Here is a 19,356-nt window from a genome sequence, read left to right as displayed (position 1 = left end):
GCAAGCTCGGCGCGGGGCGCCGGACGGAACAACCCCCCAGTACTTTTCTGCACTACCTTCCGCCGGGTCAGGCGGCGAAGGAGTTGGTTCACGTGTCCGCTACGCCCGTGCTGGCGTTGCGCGGGGTCTCCAAGCGATTCGGTGCCGTCCAGGCGCTCACCGACGTAGAGCTTGAGGTCCACGCCGGTGAGGTTGTCGCCCTGGTCGGCGACAACGGCGCCGGAAAGTCCACGCTGGTGAAGACGATCGCCGGCGTGCATCCCATCGACGACGGTGTCATCGAGTGGGACGGAAAGGCCGTATCGATCAGCAAGCCGCACGACGCCCAGAACCTGGGCATCGCGACGGTCTACCAGGACCTCGCGCTGTGCGACAACATCGATGTCGTCGGCAACCTCTACCTGGGCCGGGAAGTCCGCAAGCGCGGCGTCCTGGACGAGGTGGAGATGGAGCGCCGCTCCCGCGAGCTGCTGGACACGCTGTCCATCCGCATCCCCAGCGTCCGCATCCCGATCGCCTCGCTCTCCGGCGGTCAGCGCCAGACGGTCGCCATCGCCCGCTCCATGCTGGGCGAGCCCAAGCTGGTCATCCTCGACGAGCCCACCGCGGCCCTCGGTGTCGAGCAGACCGCCCAGGTCCTCGACCTGGTCGAGCGGCTGCGTGAGCGCGGCCACGCCGTCATCCTCATCAGCCACAACATGGCCGATGTGAAGGCGGTGGCCGACAAGGTCGCCGTGCTGCGGCTCGGACGCAACAACGGCGTCTTCGAGGTCAAGTCGACCTCGCAGGAAGAGATCATCTCCGCCATCACCGGTGCCACGGACAACGCCGTGACCCGTCGTGCGGCGCGCTCCAATGGGGAGGCTCAGAAGTGAGCATCGACAAGACCTCCACGCCTCCCGAGGACCACGTGGTGGAGAACCCCGAGGCGGCACGCGGCTCCGACGTCGCCGTCGACCCCCGGCTGCTGGTGCGCGAGCAGGGCCTCGCGGGCTACGTCTCCGAGTTCAAGCGCAAGATGAAGGCCGGCGACCTGGGTTCCATCCCGGTCGTCATCGGTCTGGCGGTCATCTGGATCATCTTCCAGAGCCTGAACTCCAACTTCCTCACCGCGGGCAACCTCTCCGACATCTCCGTCGCCATGGTCGGCACGGGCATGATCGCCGTCGGTATCGTCTTCGTCCTGCTGCTGGGCGAGATCGACCTCTCGGTCGGCTCGGTCTCCGGTGTCGCCGGCGCCACCTTCGCGGTGCTGAACGTCACCAACGGCATGAACGAGTGGCTCGCCTTCGTGCTGGCCATCCTCACCGGCACGGCGGCCGGCGCCATCCACGGCTTCTTCTTCGCGAAGATCGGCGTTCCCGCCTTCGCCGTGACTCTGGCCGGTCTGCTGTTCTGGAACGGCTTCATGCTCAAGATCCTGGGCGACAACGGCACCATCAACCTGGACAGCGAGGGCATCGTCGCCAAGCTGACCAGCTACTACTTCTCCGATGTCGCCGCCGCCTACGGTCTCGCCGTCGTCGCGGTCGTGCTGTTCTTCCTCAGCTCCTTCTACGGCAACCGCCGCCGCGAGGCCGCGGGTGTGCCGTCCAGGCCGCTGAGTGACACGATCCTGCGCACCGTGCTGCTGGCCGTCGTCTCCTTCGCGGTGGCCGCGGTCTACAACTCCTACAAGGGCCTGCCGCTGGCCGTGGTGCTCTTCATCGCGGTCCTGCTGCTCACGGACTTCGTCCTGCGCCGCACCGCGTACGGCCGCAAGGTGTTCGCACTCGGCGGTAGCGTCGAGGCCTCCCGCCGCGCGGGCATCAACGTGGAGATGGTCCGGATCTCGGTCTTCGCGATCTCCGGCACCTTCGCCGCCATCGGCGGTCTGTTCATCGCCTCCAAGATCGCCTCGGCGAACCAGGGCGCCGGCGCCGGTGACCTGCTGATGAACGCCATCGCGGCGGCCGTCATCGGTGGCACCTCGCTGTTCGGTGGACGCGGCCGCACCTGGAACGCCCTGCTGGGTGTCCTGGTGATCGTCTCCATCCAGTACGGCCTGGCCCTGGAGGGCATCGCCTCCCCGGTCCAGTACATGATCACCGGTGGCGTTCTGCTGGCGACCGTCGTCATCGACGCCGTCACCCGCAAGACGCAGAAGACCGCCGGCCGCGCGTAGCGCCCGGCGGGAGCCCCCGGGTTCCTGAATCCTGTGCCCGGCACCAATGGCGGTGCCGGGCACAGTCATGTCGTAGGAACGGCACATTGTGGGTACAGCCGATCGCGTGACGTACGACGCACCGCCCGCGCGACGGCCGCGCGGGCGGAACATTAGACTCGACAAGCCCGGCAACAGCTCTACTGCAAGGAGGCACGGGTGCCGCTGCTGACCCGCATCAGGGGACCGCGCGATCTGGACCGGCTCAGCCTGGAGCAGCTGGACCAGCTGGCCGGCGAGATCAGGACCTTCCTCGTCGACGCGGTCTCCAAGACCGGCGGCCACCTCGGCCCCAACCTCGGTGTGGTCGAGCTGACCCTCGCCCTGCACCGGGTCTTCGAATCGCCCAAGGACAAGGTGCTCTGGGACACCGGCCACCAGTCCTACGTGCACAAGCTGCTCACCGGCCGCCAGGACTTCTCCCGGCTGAAGATGAAGGGCGGCCTGTCCGGCTACCCCTCGCAGGCCGAGTCCGAGCACGACGTCATCGAGAACAGCCACGCCTCCACGGTCCTCGGCTGGGCCGACGGCCTGGCCAAGGCCAACCAGATCATGAAACGCGACGACCACGTCGTCGCCGTGATCGGTGACGGCGCGCTGACCGGCGGCATGGCCTGGGAGGCGCTGAACAACATCGCCGACGCCAAGGACCGCCCGCTGGTCATCGTCGTCAACGACAACGAGCGCTCCTACGCGCCGACCATCGGCGGCCTGGCGAACCACCTGGCGACCCTGCGCACCACCGACGGCTACGAGCGCTTCCTGGCCCGCGGCAAGGACCTCCTGGAGCGCACCCCGGTCGTCGGCAAGCCCCTCTACGAGACCCTGCACGGCGCCAAGAAGGGCCTGAAGGACTTCATCGCCCCGCAGGGCATGTTCGAGGACCTCGGCCTGAAGTACGTCGGCCCCATCGACGGCCACGACATCGAGGCCCTGGAGTCCGCGCTGGCCCGCGCCAAGCGCTTCGGCGGCCCGGTCATCGTGCACTGCCTCACCGAGAAGGGCCGCGGCTACCAGCCCGCCCTCCAGGACGAGGCGGACCGCTTCCACGCCGTCGGCAAGATCCACCCCGACACCGGACTGCCGATCGCCTCCTCCGGGGCGGACTGGACGTCCGTCTTCGGCGAGGAGATGGTCGCGCTCGGCGAGGAGCGCGAGGACATCGTCGCGATCACCGCCGCGATGCTCCAGCCGGTCGGCCTGGACAAGTTCGCCAAGGCGTTCCCCGACCGCGTCTACGACGTCGGCATCGCCGAGCAGCACGGCGCCGTCTCCGCGGCCGGCCTGGCCACGGGCGGGGTGCACCCGGTCTTCGCCGTCTACGCCACCTTCCTCAACCGCGCCTTCGACCAGGTGCTCATGGACGTGGCCCTGCACAAGTGCGGGGTGACCTTCGTGCTGGACCGGGCCGGCGTCACCGGCACCGACGGCGCCTCCCACAACGGCATGTGGGACATGTCGATCCTCCAGGTCGTCCCCGGCCTCCGGCTCGCCGCCCCGCGCGACGCCGACCAGGTCCGCGCCCAGCTGCGCGAGGCCGTCGAGGTCGACGACGCGCCGACCGTGGTCCGCTTCTCCAAGGGCGCCGTCGGCCCCGCCGTACCGGCCGTGGGCCGTGTCGGCGGCATGGACGTGCTGCGCGAGCCGGGCACCGACCGGCCCGACGTGCTGCTGGTCTCGGTCGGCGCGCTCGCCCCGATGTGCCTGGAGATCGCCACCCTGCTCGACCGGCAGGGCATCTCCACCACCGTCGTCGACCCGCGCTGGGTCAAGCCCGTCGACGAGGCCATGGCCCCGCTCGCCGAGCGGCACCGCGTGGTCGTCACCGTCGAGGACAACTCCCGCGTCGGCGGCGTCGGCTCCACGATCGCCCAGGCCCTGCGCGACGCCGGCGTGGACGTCCCGCTGCGCGACTTCGGCATCCCGCCGCGCTTCCTCGACCACGCCTCGCGCGCCGAGGTGCTCACCGAGATCGGCCTCACCGCCCCGGACATCGCCCGTCAGGTCACCGGCCTGGTCTCCAAGATGGACGGCCGCTACGACCGCTCGGCGGCCGAGGTGGAGCCCGCGCGGGACTGACCGCCCATTGGGCCGGACGGGCCGGTTCCAGCCGCCTTTTCGGTGGTGGAACCGGCCCATCCGTGTGACTGGGCTGGTGTCAGGGCATACGCACCACGCCCCCTCTCGATCATGTCGGGGACGACAAGCGTGGGAGGTACGCCCGTGGCCAACACCATCTTCCGGACGAAGAAGGTCGAGCAGTCCATCCTCGATACCGAGGAGCCTGAGCACGCCCTCAAGAAATCCCTGTCCGCCCTGGATCTGACGGTCTTCGGCGTCGGTGTCATCATCGGCACCGGCATCTTCGTCCTGACCGGGACCGTGGCCAAGAACAACGCCGGTCCGGCGGTCGCCCTGGCCTTCGTCGTGTCCGGCGTCGCCTGCGCGCTCGCCGCGCTGTGCTACGCCGAGTTCGCCTCCACGGTCCCGGTCGCCGGGTCCGCCTACACCTTCTCCTACGCCTCCCTCGGCGAACTGCCCGCCTGGATCATCGGCTGGGACCTGGTGCTGGAGTTCGCGCTGGGCACGGCGGTGGTGGCGGTCGGCTGGTCCGGGTACATCCAGTCGCTGATGGACAACGCGGGCTGGCACATGCCCGCCGGGCTGGGCAGCAGGGAGGGTGCCGACGCCTTCGGCTTCGACATCCTCGCCGCCGCCCTCATCCTCGTCCTGACCTGCATCCTCGTACTCGGCATGAAGCTGTCCGCCCGGATCACCTCGGTCGTCGTCGCCATCAAGGTCGCCGTCGTACTGACCGTGATCGTCGCGGGCGCCTTCTTCATCGAGGGCAAGAACTACGACCCCTTCATCCCCGAGCAGCAGGCCGTGGACGCCGGGGAGAGCCTCCAGGCGCCGCTGATCCAGCTGATGTTCGGCTGGGCGCCCTCCAACTTCGGTGTGATGGGCATCTTCACCGCCGCCTCGGTCGTGTTCTTCGCCTTCATCGGCTTCGACGTCGTGGCCACCGCCGCCGAGGAGACCAAGAACCCGCAGCGCGACATGCCCCGCGGCATCATCGGCTCCCTCGTCATCTGCACCACGCTGTACGTGGCCGTGTCGATCGTCGTCACGGGCATGCAGCACTACAGCGAACTCTCCGTGGACGCGCCGCTCGCCGACGCCTTCAAGGCCACCGGGCACCCCTGGTTCGCCGGTTTCATCAGCTTCGGCGCCGCGGTCGGCCTCACCACCGTCTGCATGATCCTGCTCCTGGGCCAGACCCGGGTCTTCTTCGCGATGAGCCGCGACGGCCTGCTGCCCCGGTTCTTCTCCCACGTCCACCCGCGGTTCAAGACCCCCTACCGCCCCACCATCCTGCTCGGCGTGATCATCGCGATCCTGGCCGGCTTCACCCCGCTGACCGAACTCGCGGCCCTGGTGAACATCGGCACCCTCTTCGCCTTCGTGGTCGTGGCGATCGGCGTGATCATCCTCCGCAGGACCCGCCCCGACCTGCACCGCGCCTTCCGCACCCCGTGGGTGCCGTGGGTGCCGATCCTGTCGGTCTGCGCCTCCCTGTGGCTGATGATCAACCTGCCCGCCGAGACCTGGGTCCGCTTCGCCATCTGGATGGCCATCGGCTTCGTCGTGTACTTCCTCTACGGCCGCACCCACAGCCGTCTCGGACGCCACGAGGAGACGGTCCTCGGCGATTCGGTCAACCCACCCCGAGGTGACATTCAGTAGCGGTGGCGCTCGACACTCCGGCCCCGTATGTCCCGATCGGTAAGGGACTGCGGGGCCGGATAGCGTGCCCACCATGTACGCCTGGCCCTTCGCGCCGCAACGCTCCGTGGTCACCTCCGGAGCCGCCCTGGGCTACTGGCGGAGCCTGCTGCCCGTACTGGCCCTGCTGGCCACGGTCACCCGCCTGCCGTCCTTCGCCCGCCCCCTGTGGAACCCCGACGAGGGCTTCCTCGCCGTACAGGCGCGGATACTGGCGCACGGCGGCGAGCTGTACACCACCGTCGTGGACCGCAAGCCCCCGCTCGTGCCCTGGCTCTACCAGGGGGCGTTCGCGCTGGCCGGCTCCGAGTCGCTGACCTCGGTACGGGTGCTGGCGGTCCTCGCGCAGCTGACCACCGCGGTGCTGCTCGCGGCCCTGGCCCGCCGCCGCTGGGGCGACACCGCGGGCCGCACCGCCGGGGTGCTGTACCTGCTGATCTCCGTCGGCCTGAACCCCGAGGACGCGCAGGCGGCCGCCTTCGAGGTGTTCATGCTCCCCTGCACGGCCGCCGCGATGTGGTGCGCGGACCGGCGCCGCTGGGCCGCCGCCGGCGTCGCCGTCGGCTGCGCGTTCCTCGCCAAGCAGACCGGCGGGGCGGTGCTGCTGCCCGTGCTGTGGCTGTGCGGGCCGGCCTGGGGCTCGCTGCTGCGGGTGGGGCTGGGCGCCGTACTGCCGGTGACGGCGGCCGCGCTGCTCACCGACCCGGCCGGCTTCGTGTTCTGGACGGTCACCGGATCGGGCGCCTACGCCTCCTTCACCGGCTCCGAACTCCACGTCCTGGCCCGGGGGCTGGCCAACACCGCGATCCTCGCCGTGGCCTGCGCCGCCCTCCTCCCGGCCCTGCTGCGCGCCTGGCGCACCACCCGCGCCCAGGAGGCGGACCTGTGGCTGTGGCTGCTGGCCTCGGCCGGCGCGGTCGCCCTCGGCCTCCACTTCTTCGGCCACTACTACCTCCAGCTCATCCCGTCCCTGGCCCTGCTGGCGACCGCGGCCCTGCGGTCGGCCCCCCGAGCCCGCCGGACCCGCGCGACGGCCGCCACGGCCTGCTGCTGCGCCCTGTTCCTCACCTGGGGCCTGCTCGCCCCCCGCCCCGAACTCACCCACGCCCAGCGCCTCGCGGCCGCCGTGACCGCCCGCACGGCCCCCGGCGACCGGGTCCTGCTGTGGGGCATGCACCCGGAGACGTACTGGCTCGCCGACCGCGCCCCCGCCACCCGCTATCTGACGGCCGGTCTGCTCACCAACTACAGCGGCGGCCGGGACGGCCCACAGGTGGGGGAGAGGTACGCCATGAGGGGCGCCTGGAGCACGCTCCGCCGGGAACTGGCGGACCGTCCGCCCCGGCTGGTCGTCGACGACTCCCGGGGCAAGCCCTACGCCCCGGACCGGATCCGGCCGCTGCGCCTGCTGCTGGCCGGGTACGAGCAGGTCGCGGTGGTCGACGGCGCCGTCCTGCACGTCCGGCAGCGGTGAGCGCCGCCCGTCACGGCCGTACCGTGCGCGGACCGGCGACCTCGGCACCCAACTCCGTGACCCGGCGGCGCAGTTCCCGGTCGGCCGTCACCACCAGGCAGGCGCGGCCCGGCGTCCGCCCGGCGACCAGCGCCACCATGTGGTCGTCGCCGCTGCCCGGCGCGGACTCCACCCGTACGCCCTCGACGGACCCCACGCCCCGCGCCGCGCCCTCCACCACCAGCACGATCTCCACCGGGCCCGGCCGCCCCGGCACCCCGTCCGCCGCCAGCCGGTCGCGCAGCCGCTCGGCGGCTCCCCGGCGGTCCCGCCACCAGCCGTCGGGCACCGACCCGACGACGTTCGCCCCGTCGACGATCACCAGCAACTCGGCCTCCATGGGCCCAGGGTCGCACGCGCCGCCCCGGACACCGCCGATTACAGTGATCCGGTGATCGGCGACTGGCTCATACGCGGCCAAGACGGCCGCCTCTGCGTCTACTGGCACACCGAGGACGCCGTCCTGTGCCGTACGGAGCACACCCCCGGCGGCACCTGGGACACGCCCCGTCGCGTCGGCGGCGACCAGCGGGTCCAGGAGGGCTTCGCGCTCACCCGCGGCGCCGACGGCTACATCCACCTCGGCGCCTGGCGCCCCACCCGTTCGGGTGAGTCGGGCCTGGTGCACTCCACCCACTTCCGGCCGCTGCTCGCGCCCCTGGACTGGCTTCCCGTCGGACACCCCAACAAGCAGGGCGAGCGCACCGGAACGCCCGCCGTCGCCGTCGACGCCGAGGGCCGCGCGTACCTCTTCGTCCGCAATCGCGGCCGGGGCGTGCACACCACCAACCAGAAGGAGCGCGGCGGCTGGAACGGCTGGCACGACCTGAAGGGCTCCAAGGTGGAGGAGGAACTCGTCGCCGTCACCGGGGAGTCGGGCCTGGTCGAGGTGTACGCCACCGGCCCCGCCGGCGTGCTGCGCTGGCTCCAGGAGGAGCCCGGCGCCCGTCCGCTGGCCGCCGATCCCCTCCCCGTGCCGGTCGCCCCGGGCACGCTCAGCGCCCTGCCCACCTCCAAGGAGCACACGACGCTGTTCTACGCCGACATGGAGGGCCTGCTGCACGCCTGGCGCCCGGACGGCGACCCGGTCCCGCTGATCGGGGCCGCGGGCCCGGGTCCGGTCGCCGCGATCCGCTGCGTCCTCGGCGGCCACGACTGCACCCTGCTCGCCCAGCGTTCGGCCTCCGGCCGCGTCGCGTTCGCCGCGTACCCGACGGAGCGGGAGACGGCGGGCCTGTGGTGGACGGAGTCGGGACCCGCTCTGCCCGAGGGCACCCGGGTGGCGGTGACGGAGGACGCCGAGGGGCGGGTGGTGGCGGCGACCCTCACCCCGGACGGCGTGCTGCGCCTGGCCCGGCAGAAGGACGAACCGGGCCTGGCACTGGCGGCCTGGCGGACGGTGTGAACCAACGCAGGGAGGGCCCCCGCCGACGGCGGGGGCCCTCCCTGCGAACGTGTCCGGCCGCCGCTTACGCGGGGACCGAGGCGACGCCCGGCGCCAGGAACTTCTTGCCGTTCACCCGCTCGGAGACACCCTCACGGTCCAGGTACGGCGTGATGCCGCCCAGGTGGAAGGGCCAGCCGGCACCGGTGATCAGGCACAGGTCGATGTCCTGGGCCTCGGCGACGACACCCTCGTCGAGCATGAGCCCGATCTCCTGGGCGACGGCGTCGAGGACCCGGGCGCGGACCTGCTCCTCGGTCAGGACGACATCGCCCTGCTTCAGGAGCGCGGCGACCTCCGGGTCCAGCTCCGGCTTGCCGGAGTCGTAGACGTAGAAGCCGCGCTTGCCGGCCTTGACGACGGCCGCGAGGTTCGGGGAGACCGTGAAGCGCTCCGGGAAGGCGCGGTTGAGCGTCTCGGAGACGTGCAGGCCGATCGCGGGGCCGACCAGCTCCAGCAGCACCAGCGGGGACATCGGCAGACCGAGCGGCTCGACGCCCTTCTCGGCGATCTCGACCGGGGTGCCCTCGTCGATGACGTTCTGGATCTCGCCCATGAAGCGGGTGAGGATGCGGTTCACGACGAACGCCGGGGCGTCCTTCGTCAGCACCGCGGTCTTCTTCAGCTTCTTGGCGACGGCGAAGGCCGTGGCCAGCGAGGCGTCGTCGGTCTGCTCACCGCGGACGATCTCCAGCAGCGGCAGGATCGCGACCGGGTTGAAGAAGTGGAAGCCGACGACCCGCTCGGGGTTCTTCAGCTTCGAGGCCATCTCGGTGACCGAGAGGGAGGAGGTGTTCGTCGCGAAGATCGCGTGGGCCGGGGCGACCGCCTCGACCTCGGCGAACACCTGCTGCTTGACGCCGATCTCCTCGAACACCGCTTCGATGACGAAGTCCGCGTCGGAGAAGCCCTCGGCCTTGTCCAGCACACCGGTGACCAGGGCCTTGAGGCGGTTGGCCTTGTCCTGGTTGATACGGCCCTTGCCGAGCAGCTTGTCGATCTCGGCGTGGACGTAGCCCACGCCCTTGTCGACGCGCTCCTGGTCGATGTCGGTCAGCACGACCGGCACCTCCAGGCGGCGCAGGAAGAGCAGCGCGAGCTGGGAGGCCATCAGACCGGCGCCGACGACACCGACCTTGGTGACCGGGCGGGCCAGGTTCTTGTCCGGGGCGCCCGCGGGGCGCTTGCCGCGCTTCTGCACCAGGTTGAAGGCGTAGATGCCGGCGCGCAGCTCGCCGCCCATGATCAGGTCCGCGAGCGCCACGTCCTCGGCGTCGAAGCCCTTCTGGAGGTCGCCGTCCTTGGAGGCGGCGATGATGTCCAGGGCGCGGTAGGCGGCCGGGGCGGCGCCGTGCACCTTGGAGTCGGCGATGAAGCGGCCCTTGGCGACGGCCTGGTCCCAGGCCTCGCCGCGGTCGATCGCCGGGCGCTCGACGACGACGTCGCCCTTGAGGACGTTCGCCGTCCAGATCAGCGACTGCTCCAGGAAGTCCGCGCCCTCGAACAGGGCGTCGGCGATGCCGAGGTCGAAGACCTGCTTGCCCTTGAGCTGCTTGTTCTGGTTGAGGCTGTTCTCGATGATCACCGAGACGGCCTTCTCCGCGCCGATCAGGTTCGGCAGGATCGTGCAGCCGCCCCAGCCCGGGACCAGGCCCAGGAAGACCTCGGGGAGCGAGAAGGCGGGCAGCGCCTTCGACACGGTGCGGTAGGTGCAGTGCAGACCGACCTCGACACCGCCGCCCATGGCCGCGCCGTTGTAGTAGGCGAAGGTCGGCACGGCCAGGCCGGCGAGGCGCTTGAAGACCTCGTGGCCGCCCTTGCCGATGGCGAGCGCGTGCTCGTGCTCCTTGAGCAGCTCGACGCCCTTGAGGTCGGCGCCGACGGCGAAGATGAACGGCTTGCCGGTGATGCCGACGCCGACGATCGAGCCGTCCGCGGCCTCCTTCTCGACCTGGTCGAGGGCGAGGTTGAGGTTCGCCAGGGACTGCGGTCCGAAGGTGGTCGGCTTGGTGTGGTCGAAGCCGTTGTCCAGCGTGACGAGCGCGAAGCGCCCGGCGCCGAACGGCAGGTCGAGGTGGCGTACGTGCGCGGACGTGACGACCTCGTCCGGGAACAGCTCGGCCGCACCCTTCAAAAGCTCAGCGGTGGTGCTCACTTGTCCCCCTCGAAGTGCGGGTTCTCCCAGATGACCGTCGCGCCCATGCCGAAGCCGACGCACATGGTGGTCAGGCCGTAGCGGACGTTCGGCTGTTCCTCGAACTGCCGGGCCAGCTGCGTCATCAGACGCACGCCCGACGAGGCCAGCGGGTGGCCGAAGGCGATGGCGCCGCCGTACTGGTTGACGCGCGCGTCGTCGTCGGCGATGCCGTAGTGCTCCAGGAACGCGAGCACCTGGACGGCGAAGGCCTCGTTGATCTCGAACAGGCCGATGTCGTCGATGGTCAGCCCCGCCTGGGCGAGGGCCTTCTCGGTGGCCGGGATCGGGCCGTAGCCCATGACCTCCGGCTCCACGCCCGCGAAGGAGTAGGAGACCAGGCGCATCTTCACCGGGAGGTTGTTCTCGCGGGCGAAGTCCTCGGAGGCGATCAGCGAGGCGGTGGCGCCGTCGTTCAGACCGGCCGCGTTACCGGCGGTGACCCGGCCGTGGACGCGGAACGGCGTCTTCAGGCCGGTCAGGTTCTCGATCGTCGTGCCGGGGCGCATCGGCTCGTCGGCGGTGACCAGGCCCCAGCCCGTCTCACCGGCCTCCGGGTTGGTGCGGCGCACCGAGATCGGCACCAGGTCCTGCTGGATCTTGCCGTTGGCGTACGCCTTGGCGGCCTTCTCCTGCGAGCGCACCGCGTACTCGTCGGCGCGCTGCTTGGTGATGCTCGGGTAGCGGTCGTGCAGGTTCTCCGCCGTCATGCCCATGAACAGGGCGGACTCGTCGACCAGCTTCTCGCTGACGAAGCGCGGGTTGGGGTCCACGCCCTCACCCATGGGGTGGCGGCCCATGTGCTCGACACCACCGGCGATGGCGATGTCGTACGCGCCGAAGGCCACGCCGCCCGCGACGGCGGTGACGGCCGTCAGGGCGCCGGCGCACATGCGGTCGATGGAGTAGCCGGGCACGGACTGCGGCAGCCCGGCGAGGATGCCCGCCGTGCGGCCGATGGTCAGACCCTGGTCGCCGATCTGCGTGGTCGCGGCGATGGCGACCTCGTCGATCTTGCTGGGCTCCAGAGCCGGGTTGCGGCGCAGCAGCTCCCGGATCGCCTTCACGACCAGGTCGTCGGCGCGGGTCTCGTGGTAGATGCCCTTCGGGCCCGCCTTGCCGAACGGGGTGCGGACGCCGTCGACGAAGACGACGTCCCTGACGGTACGAGGCACGATGGCTCTCCTCCAGGGTGCGGGACTGCACTGCTGCGGCACGCATGCGCTGAGCGTGCGCTTACGACCATGCTACTTATGAGTAACGTAGCTGCCCAGTCCCACGGCCCCAAGCGGCGAAGGTCACACCCGTTCGCCGCGCGGCACGACCGCCCCCGGGGTGCCTCCACGGACGCGCGAGCCGGGCGGACGCCGCGAACGGGCCCCGGGCCACCTCCTCGAACATGTCCCGGCGCGATGGCCGGGAGTGGCTCCCGGCAGAGCCGTGAAATCCGCTCCCGCCCCGCGTCACGGCCTCCTTCACAAGGTGCCCCTAAAACGGTCAAGCCCTTTGCGGCCAAAGCCTTTTACGGCCTTGGCGAGATTTTGACTTTACCGGTGTAGCAAGCGCTGTCAGAGTTCCGAACCAGCCAACCCGCAGTGGTCGTCCGCCACACGAACGGAGCTGAAGCGCATGGACCGCCGTACAGTTCTCGCCCTGGCCACGGGTGCCGCCCTGCTGCTCTCGGCGTGCACCGGCACCGGTGCCTCGACGAAGGGGGCGGATGCCGATGCGCCCACCGACCCGGCCAAGGTCAGCGGCACCATCAAGGTCCTCACCGTCCGCACCGACCTGGTGCAGGACGGCACGATGGACCGCTACGCCGCCGAGTTCAAGAAGATCTATCCGAAGGTCGACGTCAAGTTCGAGGGCCTCACCAACTACGAGGCCGAGGTCAAGATCCGTATGAACACGGAGAACTACGGTGACGTCCTGCTGATCCCCGCGGTGGTCAAGAAGGCCGACTACCCGAAGTTCTTCGCCTCCCTCGGCACGGTGGCCGAGCGCAAGGACAAGTACCGCTTCACCGACTTCACCACGGTCGACGGCAAGGTCTACGGCCAGAGCCCGATCGGCACCACCCCGGGCTTCGTCTACAACAAGCGGATCTGGCAGGAGGCCGGGGTCACCGAGTGGCCCACCACCTCGGACGAGTTCATCGCCGCGTTGAAGAAGGTCAAGTCCAAGACGGACGCCGTCCCCTACTACACCAACTTCGCCGCCGGCTGGCCGCTGACCTCCTGGACCTACGTCAACGGCTCCGTCCACTGCGACGCGCAGGCCACCACCAAGCTGGCCGAGGGCGACCCCTGGGCGCAGGACGCCGACCTGCGCGTCGCCGACACCCTGCTGCACGACATCGTCCATCAGGGCCTGGCGGAGAAGGACCCGACCACCACCAACTGGGAGGAGTCCAAGGCCCGTACCGCCAAGGGCGAGATAGCCACCCAGTGGCTCGGCAGCTGGGCCGTCGTCCAGTTCCAGGACGCCGGCAAGAAGGCCGGGGTGAACCCCGACGACATCGGCTTCATGCCCTTCCCGGCCCAGAAGGACGGCAAGTTCTGCGCGACCCTCTCACCGGACTACGGCCAGGCCGTCAACATCCACTCCAAGCACAAGGACGCCGCCCGGGCCTGGGTCGACTGGTTCACCGAGAAGTCCGGCTACGACAAGGACAACCTCGGGATCTCCCCGCTGAAGAAGGCCCCGCTCCCCGATGTGTTCAAGCCCTACCAGGACGCGGGCGTCGAGTTCATCGAGGTGGACGACGCCAAGGGCGCCGAGGTCAAGCAGATCGACAACCAGTCGGAGACCGGCATCTACGCCCCCGAGTACCGCCAGAAGCTGGTGGACCTCGCCCGGGGCGCTGCCAAGGGCAGCCTCGACGACTTCTTCGCCGACCTCAGTGAACGGTGGACGGAGGCACAGAGCACCATCGGGTCCTGAGCCGGCCTCCGTCCCGTCCCGTCCCGACGGGCGGCCCGGAGACCTTGGCGCGATCTCGCCGTAGCGCTCCCCCGCCGCGGCGGACCGTGCACCGGCCTGTCGCGAACATCCCGCAGCCGCTCTCGCGGCAGGCACCCGGCCGGTGCCGGTGGCGGCGCTACACCGACAGCGCCGCCACCAGCACCGGCGTCACCTGCTCGACCTGCCAGGGGCGCGCTCCGTGACCGGAGAGGGCGGCGCCCACGGTCTCGGGGTCCACCACCTTCGGCGGCTCCCAGCAGACCCGGCGCACGGTGTCCGGGGTGATCAGGTTCTCCTGCGGCATGTTCAGCCGCTCCGCCAGCGCGGACACCCCGGCCCGGGCCGCGGAGAGCCGGGCCGCGGCGGCCGGGTCCTTGTCCGCCCAGGCCCGCGGCGGCGGCGGACCGGTGAGGGCCTGTCCGGGCTGCGGCAGCTGTGTCTCGGGCAGCGCCTTGGCGCGGTCCACCGCGGTCTGCCACTGCTCCAGCTGGCGCCGCCCGGTGCGGTGCCCGAAGCCGTTCAGCGCGGCGAGGGCGTGCGCGTCGGCCGGGAGGGCGAGCGCGGCCTCCACGATGGCCGCGTCGGAGAGCACCTTGCCGGGGGAGACGTCCCGGCGCCGGGCGATCCGGTCCCGCGTCTCCCACAGCTCGCGGACGACACCGAGCTGCCGGCGGCGGCGCACCTTGTGCATGCCGGAGGTGCGGCGCCAGGGGTCCTTGCGCGGCTCGGGCGGCGGCGCGGAGGCGATGGCGTCGAACTCCTGGTGGGCCCAGTCCAGCTTGCCCTGCCGGTCCAGCTCCTTCTCCAGCGCGTCGCGCAGGTCGACCAGCAGCTCGACGTCGAGCGCCGCGTAGCGCAGCCAGGGCTCGGGGAGCGGGCGGGTGGACCAGTCGACGGCGGAGTGCCCCTTCTCCAGTACGAAGCCGAGCACGGACTCGACCATCGCGCCGAGGCCGACCCGCGGGAACCCGGCCAGCCGCCCGGCCAGCTCGGTGTCGAACAGCCCGTTCGGCACCATGCCTATCTCCCGCAGACAGGGCAGATCCTGGGTGGCGGCGTGCAGAACCCACTCGACGTCGGCGAGCGCCGCGCCGAGACCGGACAGGTCGGGGCAGGCGACGGGGTCGATCAGGGCGGTCCCGGCGCCCTGGCGGCGCAGCTGCACCAGGTAGGCGCGCTGGCCGTAGCGGTAGCCGGAGGCGCGTTCGGCGTCCACGGCGACCGGGCCCGAGCCGGCCGCGAAGGCGGCGACCATGTCGGCGAGGGCGGCCTCGTCCGCGATCACGGGCGGCATGCCCTCGCGCGGCTCCAGCAGTGGGATCGGCGCCTCCGTAACAGAAGATCCGCCGTCTTCCGGAGGGGCGCCCCCGGTGGTTCGCAGTGATGTGTCTGCTGCGGTGTCTTGGGCGTCGGTCACCTGTCAAGCCTATCCGCACGGACCGGCGCCTGACCTGCCCCTACTCAGGGTAGCGGGGTTGACCAGCGAAAACAGGCCGCCCGCCATCGCGCCCGATTCGCCCGGTCGCGCCGGGCCGCGGCCCGGATGCCACCGGCAGCGGGCATGGCCGCGCCCGCCGGCGGAACGTTCCGTCGACGGGCGCGCGGGGAAGTGGGGTACGGGTTCGAGGGCGGGGAAGGTCCGGCGCGGCGGCCGGGCCGGGTCAGTGGATGATGCCGGTGCGCAGGGCGACGGCGACCATCCCGGCACGGTCGCCCGTGCCGAGCTTGCGTGCGATACGGGCGAGGTGGCTCTTGACGGTCAGCGCGGACAGGCCCATCGAGACGCCGATGGCCTTGTTCGACTGACCCTCCGCCACCAGCCGCAGCACCTCGACCTCACGGCCGGAGAGTTCGCGGTAGCCGCCCGGGTGGCTCGGGGCACCCGGGGGGCGGCGGTGCATACGGGCGGCGGCTCCGAGGGGGGCGGCACCGGGTCGGGTGGGGAGCCCGAGGTTGGTGCGGGTGCCGGTGACGACGTAGCCCTTGACGCCTCCGGCGAGGGCGTTGCGGACGGCGCCGATGTCGTCGGCCGCGGAGAGGGCGAGGCCGTTGGGCCAGCCCGCGGCGCGGGTCTCGGACAGCAGGGTGAGGCCGGAGCCGTCGGGGAGGTGGACGTCGGCGACACAGATGTCGCGCGGGTTGCCGATTCGGGGACGGGCCTCCGCGACGGACGAGGCCTCGATGACGTCGCGCACACCGAGCGCCCACAGATGGCGGGTGACGGTGGAGCGGACGCGGGGATCGGCCACGACCACCATGGCGGTCGGCTTGTTCGGGCGGTAGGCGACCAGGCTTGCGGGCTGCTCGAGGAGAACGGACACCAGGCCTCCTGGGGGGCGGACGGCTTTCAAGGTCACAGACGTCTTCGGCACCGGACCCGGTGTCCTTTAGAGAATGATCACGATCTAGTGAGTAACAATTGGTGCAATTCGGACGTACGGTCGATCGTTCGGTGAACGAATCGGTTCGTTCGAGTGACTGCTCCTGACTGAAAGTGGCCGTATCGACAAAGTGACGCTCACCGGGACTGCGGTCCGCGCCGCTGCGGGAGCGTCACCACCGCCGCGTCCCCGGGCCCGGCCGGCGGCAGTCCCGCGACCTGGGCCAGCAGATCCGCCCAGGACGCCAGGTGCGCCGCGGTGTCCGGGACCCCGCCCAGACCCTCGCGCGGGGTCCAGGAGGCGCGGATCTCGATCTGCGAGGCCGACGGACGTTCGGACAGTCCACCGAAGTAGTGGGAACTCGCCCGGGTGACGGTCCCGCTCGGCTCCCCGTACGTCAGTCCGCGGGCCTGGAGCGCGCCCGTCAGCCACGACCAGCACACCTCCGGCAGCAGCGGGTCCGCCGCCATCTCCGGCTCCAGCTCCGCCCGCACCAGCGTCACCAGCCGGAACGTGCCCCGCCAGGCGTCGTGCCCGGCCGGGTCGTGCAGCAGCACCAGCCGCCCGTCGGCGAGATCCTGGTCGCCGTCGACCACCGCCGCCTCCAGCGCGTAGGCGTGCGGGGCGAGCCGCTGGGGCGCCCGGGTGGGCTCCACCTCGATCTGCGGCCTCAGCCGACTCCCGCGCAGGGCCTCCACCGCGGCCCGGAAGGCCGGTGGCGCCGTACTGCTCGCATGCCCGCCCGCCTCCCCGGAGTCCTTCGCGTCATCCATTCCACCCGACAGTCGTCCCTGAGCCGCAGCCATGCGGGAAGGTTAAGGGGAATCGGAGCCCGGCGCCGGTCTAGACACCCGGTGGACGCGTCCGGCGCCGCCCGGGCACGGCCGGGAACTTCGCACCGCCGCCACCGTGGGAGACTGACCACCGTGAGTGCCAACGACACGCAGCCGACAGCGACGTACGACTCCGCCTTCCTCAAGGCGTGCAGGCGCGAGCCCGTGCCGCACACCCCGGTGTGGTTCATGCGGCAGGCCGGCCGCTCCCTGCCGGAGTACCGCAAGGTGCGCGAGGGCATTCCCATGCTGGAGTCCTGCATGCGCCCCGAACTGGTCACCGAGATCACCCTGCAGCCCGTGCGCCGGCACGGCGTGGACGCGGCGATCTTCTTCAGCGACATCGTCGTCCCGCTCAAGGCGATCGGCATCGACCTCGACATCAAGCCCGGCGTCGGCCCGGTCGTCGAGGAGCCGATCCGCACCCGCGCCGACCTGGCCCGGCTGCGCGACCTGACCCCCGAGGACGTCTCCTACGTCACCGAGGCCATCGGCCTGCTCACCCGCGAACTCGGCCCCACCCCGCTCATCGGTTTCGCCGGCGCGCCTTTCACCCTCGCGAGCTACCTCGTCGAGGGCGGCCCGTCCCGCACGTACGAGAACGCCAAGGCGATGATGTACGGCGACCCCGAGCTCTGGGCGGACCTGCTGGACCGGCTCGCGGAGATCACGGGCGCGTTCCTGAAGGTGCAGATCGAGGCCGGCGCCTCCGCGGTGCAGCTCTTCGACTCCTGGGTCGGCGCGCTCGCCCCCGCCGACTACCGCCGCTCGGTGATGCCCGCCTCCGCCAAGGTCTTCGAGGCCGTCTCCGGCTACGGCGTCCCGCGCATCCACTTCGGTGTCGGCACCGGTGAACTCCTCCGCCTGATGGGCGAGGCCGGCGCGGACGTCGTCGGCGTCGACTGGCGGGTCCCGCTCGACGAGGCCGCCCGCCGGGTCGGCCCGGGCCGGGCGCTCCAGGGCAACCTCGACCCGACCGTGCTCTTCTCCACCACCGAGGCCGTCGAGACCAGGACCCAGGCGGTCCTCGACGCCGCGGAGGGCCTGGAGGGCCACATCTTCAACCTCGGCCACGGCGTCATGCCGAACACCGACCCGGACGCGCTGTCCCGGCTCGTGGAGTACGTCCACACCCGCACCGCGCGCTGACTCACCCCGTGTGCCGGGGCCGCGCCCGTCTGCCGAAGAGCAGCCCGCGCGGTTCCGGCGGCGGCGGGGTGCCCGGCTTCAGCGGCCAGGCCAGCAGCATCCCCGCGACGAACCCGACCACATGGGCCGTGTACGCGACGGTGCCCGCCTCCGGGGCGACGCCCTCGCCGGACGAGTAGACCGCCTGGAGCCCGAACCAGAACCCCAGCACGATCCAGGCCGGCAGCCGCAGCGGCAGGAAGACCAGGAACGGCACCAGCACCCACACCCTGGCCCTGGGATACAGCACCAGATAGGCGCCCAGTACCCCGGCGACCGCCCCCGAGGCGCCGATCAGCGGGTCGGTGGAGTCGGCGTTGAGCAGCGCGAATCCGTACCCGGCCGCGTAGCCGCAGACGACGTAGAACAGCAGGAACCGCACATGGCCCATGCGGTCCTCGACGTTGTTGCCGAAGATCATCAAGAAGAGCATGTTGCCGAGCAGGTGCAGCCAGCCGCCGTGCAGGAACATCGCCGTGAACACCGACAGCACCGGCGACTTGTCGTAGCCCGGCTCGCCGACGACGCACCCGGGGCCCTGCGCCCCCACCCCCACCTCGCCGGTCGGCACCACGCGCCGCATCCGGTCGTGGACCAGCTCCTGCGGCACCGCCGCCCAGTGGTCCAGGAAGGCGTGCAGCCGGCACACCTGGGACAGCTGGCTCTCGCCGATCTCGGCCAGGGTGCCCGGCATGGCGAGGAACACCAGGACGTTCGCCGCGATCAGGCCGTACGTCACCCACGGGGTGCCGCGCACGGGGTTCACGTCATGGACCGGTATGACCACAGGGGACTTCTTCCCCGGAAGCGGCCCGGGAACCGGTGAACGCCCCCGTCCCCGCGCCCGTAT

15 protein-coding genes are annotated in these 19,356 nt (G+C 71.2%); 8 read left to right on the top strand and 7 right to left on the bottom strand.

The features are described from left to right. Positions 1-83: 83 nt before the first annotated feature. The 5 genes from ABT296_RS28060 to ABT296_RS28040 all read left to right on the top strand — a co-directional run bounded on the left by ABT296_RS28060 (position 84) and on the right by ABT296_RS28040 (position 7,463). Positions 84-875: an ATP-binding cassette domain-containing protein gene (locus ABT296_RS28060; RefSeq protein WP_351931444.1), complete on the top strand. Its 792-nt coding sequence runs from the start codon at positions 84-86 to the stop codon at positions 873-875. Then, entirely contained in the window at positions 872-2,164 is a 1,293-nt protein-coding gene (locus ABT296_RS28055; RefSeq protein WP_351931443.1) for a sugar ABC transporter permease, read from the top strand. The genes ABT296_RS28060 and ABT296_RS28055 overlap by 4 nt, the downstream gene beginning before the upstream one ends. 198 nt (positions 2,165-2,362) lie before the next feature. Next, the gene (dxs, locus tag ABT296_RS28050) at positions 2,363-4,282 is read left to right on the top strand and encodes a 1-deoxy-D-xylulose-5-phosphate synthase (protein ID WP_351931442.1); all 1,920 of its coding nucleotides are present in this window, start codon (positions 2,363-2,365) and stop codon (positions 4,280-4,282) included. Between the two features lie 144 nt (positions 4,283-4,426). Then, entirely contained in the window at positions 4,427-5,950 is a 1,524-nt protein-coding gene (locus ABT296_RS28045) for an amino acid permease (protein WP_351931441.1), read from the top strand. 73 nt (positions 5,951-6,023) lie between these two features. Further along, the gene (locus ABT296_RS28040; protein WP_351931440.1) at positions 6,024-7,463 is read left to right on the top strand and encodes an ArnT family glycosyltransferase; all 1,440 of its coding nucleotides are present in this window, start codon (positions 6,024-6,026) and stop codon (positions 7,461-7,463) included. A gap of 10 nt (positions 7,464-7,473) precedes the next feature. On the opposite strand, the gene ABT296_RS28035 is transcribed toward ABT296_RS28040, so the two are convergent. Further along, positions 7,474-7,842: a PIN domain-containing protein gene (locus ABT296_RS28035; protein ID WP_351931439.1), complete on the bottom strand. Its 369-nt coding sequence runs from the start codon at positions 7,840-7,842 to the stop codon at positions 7,474-7,476. Between the two features lie 51 nt (positions 7,843-7,893). Between ABT296_RS28035 and ABT296_RS28030 the strand changes: the two genes are divergently transcribed. Next, positions 7,894-8,907 carry a PLL family lectin gene (locus tag ABT296_RS28030; protein WP_351931438.1) on the top strand — a complete coding sequence of 338 codons (1,014 nt, stop codon included), beginning with the start codon at positions 7,894-7,896 and terminating at the stop codon, positions 8,905-8,907. Between the two features lie 64 nt (positions 8,908-8,971). Here the strand turns inward: ABT296_RS28030 and ABT296_RS28025 are convergent, their stop codons facing one another. Together ABT296_RS28025 and ABT296_RS28020 are read right to left on the bottom strand one after the other, a co-directional pair. Beyond that, on the bottom strand, positions 8,972-11,101 hold the full coding sequence (locus ABT296_RS28025) for a 3-hydroxyacyl-CoA dehydrogenase NAD-binding domain-containing protein (protein WP_351931437.1): 2,130 nt from the start codon (positions 11,099-11,101) through the stop codon (positions 8,972-8,974). After that, the gene (locus tag ABT296_RS28020) at positions 11,098-12,315 is read right to left on the bottom strand and encodes a thiolase family protein (protein WP_269662227.1); all 1,218 of its coding nucleotides are present in this window, start codon (positions 12,313-12,315) and stop codon (positions 11,098-11,100) included. Before ABT296_RS28020 ends, ABT296_RS28025 begins: the two co-directional genes overlap by 4 nt. A 454-nt stretch (positions 12,316-12,769) precedes the next feature. Between ABT296_RS28020 and ABT296_RS28015 the strand changes: the two genes are divergently transcribed. Continuing rightward, a complete protein-coding gene (locus ABT296_RS28015; RefSeq protein ID WP_351931436.1) occupies positions 12,770-14,083 on the top strand; it encodes an ABC transporter substrate-binding protein in 1,314 nt (437 codons plus the stop codon). Between the two features lie 157 nt (positions 14,084-14,240). Here ABT296_RS28015 and ABT296_RS28010 read toward each other — a convergent pair whose 3' ends face one another. From ABT296_RS28010 to ABT296_RS28000, 3 genes are all read right to left on the bottom strand, one after another. After that, the gene (locus ABT296_RS28010) at positions 14,241-15,521 is read right to left on the bottom strand and encodes a ribonuclease D (protein ID WP_351931435.1); all 1,281 of its coding nucleotides are present in this window, start codon (positions 15,519-15,521) and stop codon (positions 14,241-14,243) included. A 244-nt stretch (positions 15,522-15,765) separates the two neighbouring features. After that, a complete protein-coding gene (locus tag ABT296_RS28005) occupies positions 15,766-16,425 on the bottom strand; it encodes a LuxR C-terminal-related transcriptional regulator (RefSeq protein WP_351931434.1) in 660 nt (219 codons plus the stop codon). A gap of 197 nt (positions 16,426-16,622) precedes the next feature. Further along, a complete protein-coding gene (locus tag ABT296_RS28000) occupies positions 16,623-17,258 on the bottom strand; it encodes a DUF3000 domain-containing protein (protein WP_351931433.1) in 636 nt (211 codons plus the stop codon). 153 nt (positions 17,259-17,411) lie between these two features. On the opposite strand from ABT296_RS28000, the gene hemE reads away from it, so the two are divergent. After that, positions 17,412-18,467 carry a uroporphyrinogen decarboxylase gene (gene hemE / locus ABT296_RS27995; RefSeq protein ID WP_351931432.1) on the top strand — a complete coding sequence of 352 codons (1,056 nt, stop codon included), beginning with the start codon at positions 17,412-17,414 and terminating at the stop codon, positions 18,465-18,467. 1 nt (position 18,468) lies between these two features. On the opposite strand, the gene ABT296_RS27990 is transcribed toward hemE, so the two are convergent. Continuing rightward, a complete protein-coding gene (locus ABT296_RS27990; RefSeq protein ID WP_351931431.1) occupies positions 18,469-19,293 on the bottom strand; it encodes a rhomboid family intramembrane serine protease in 825 nt (274 codons plus the stop codon). Positions 19,294-19,356: the final 63 nt, after the last annotated feature.

The organism is Streptomyces sp. NPDC000983 (genome assembly GCF_040299205.1).
In the GTDB taxonomy this organism is placed as follows: domain Bacteria; phylum Actinomycetota; class Actinomycetes; order Streptomycetales; family Streptomycetaceae; genus Streptomyces.
Note: the sequence above shows the minus strand (reverse complement) of the source record. Positions and strands in the feature narration are given on the sequence as shown.

Coding starts and splice junctions, on each gene's coding strand:
- ABT296_RS28040 (WP_351931440.1), top strand. CDS start 6,024: ATGTACGCCTGGCCCTTCGCGCCGCAACGCTCCGTGGTCACCTCCGGA.
- ABT296_RS28035 (WP_351931439.1), bottom strand. CDS start 7,842: ATGGAGGCCGAGTTGCTGGTGATCGTCGACGGGGCGAACGTCGTCGGG.
- ABT296_RS28015 (WP_351931436.1), top strand. CDS start 12,770: ATGGACCGCCGTACAGTTCTCGCCCTGGCCACGGGTGCCGCCCTGCTG.
- ABT296_RS28000 (WP_351931433.1), bottom strand. CDS start 17,258: ATGGATGACGCGAAGGACTCCGGGGAGGCGGGCGGGCATGCGAGCAGT.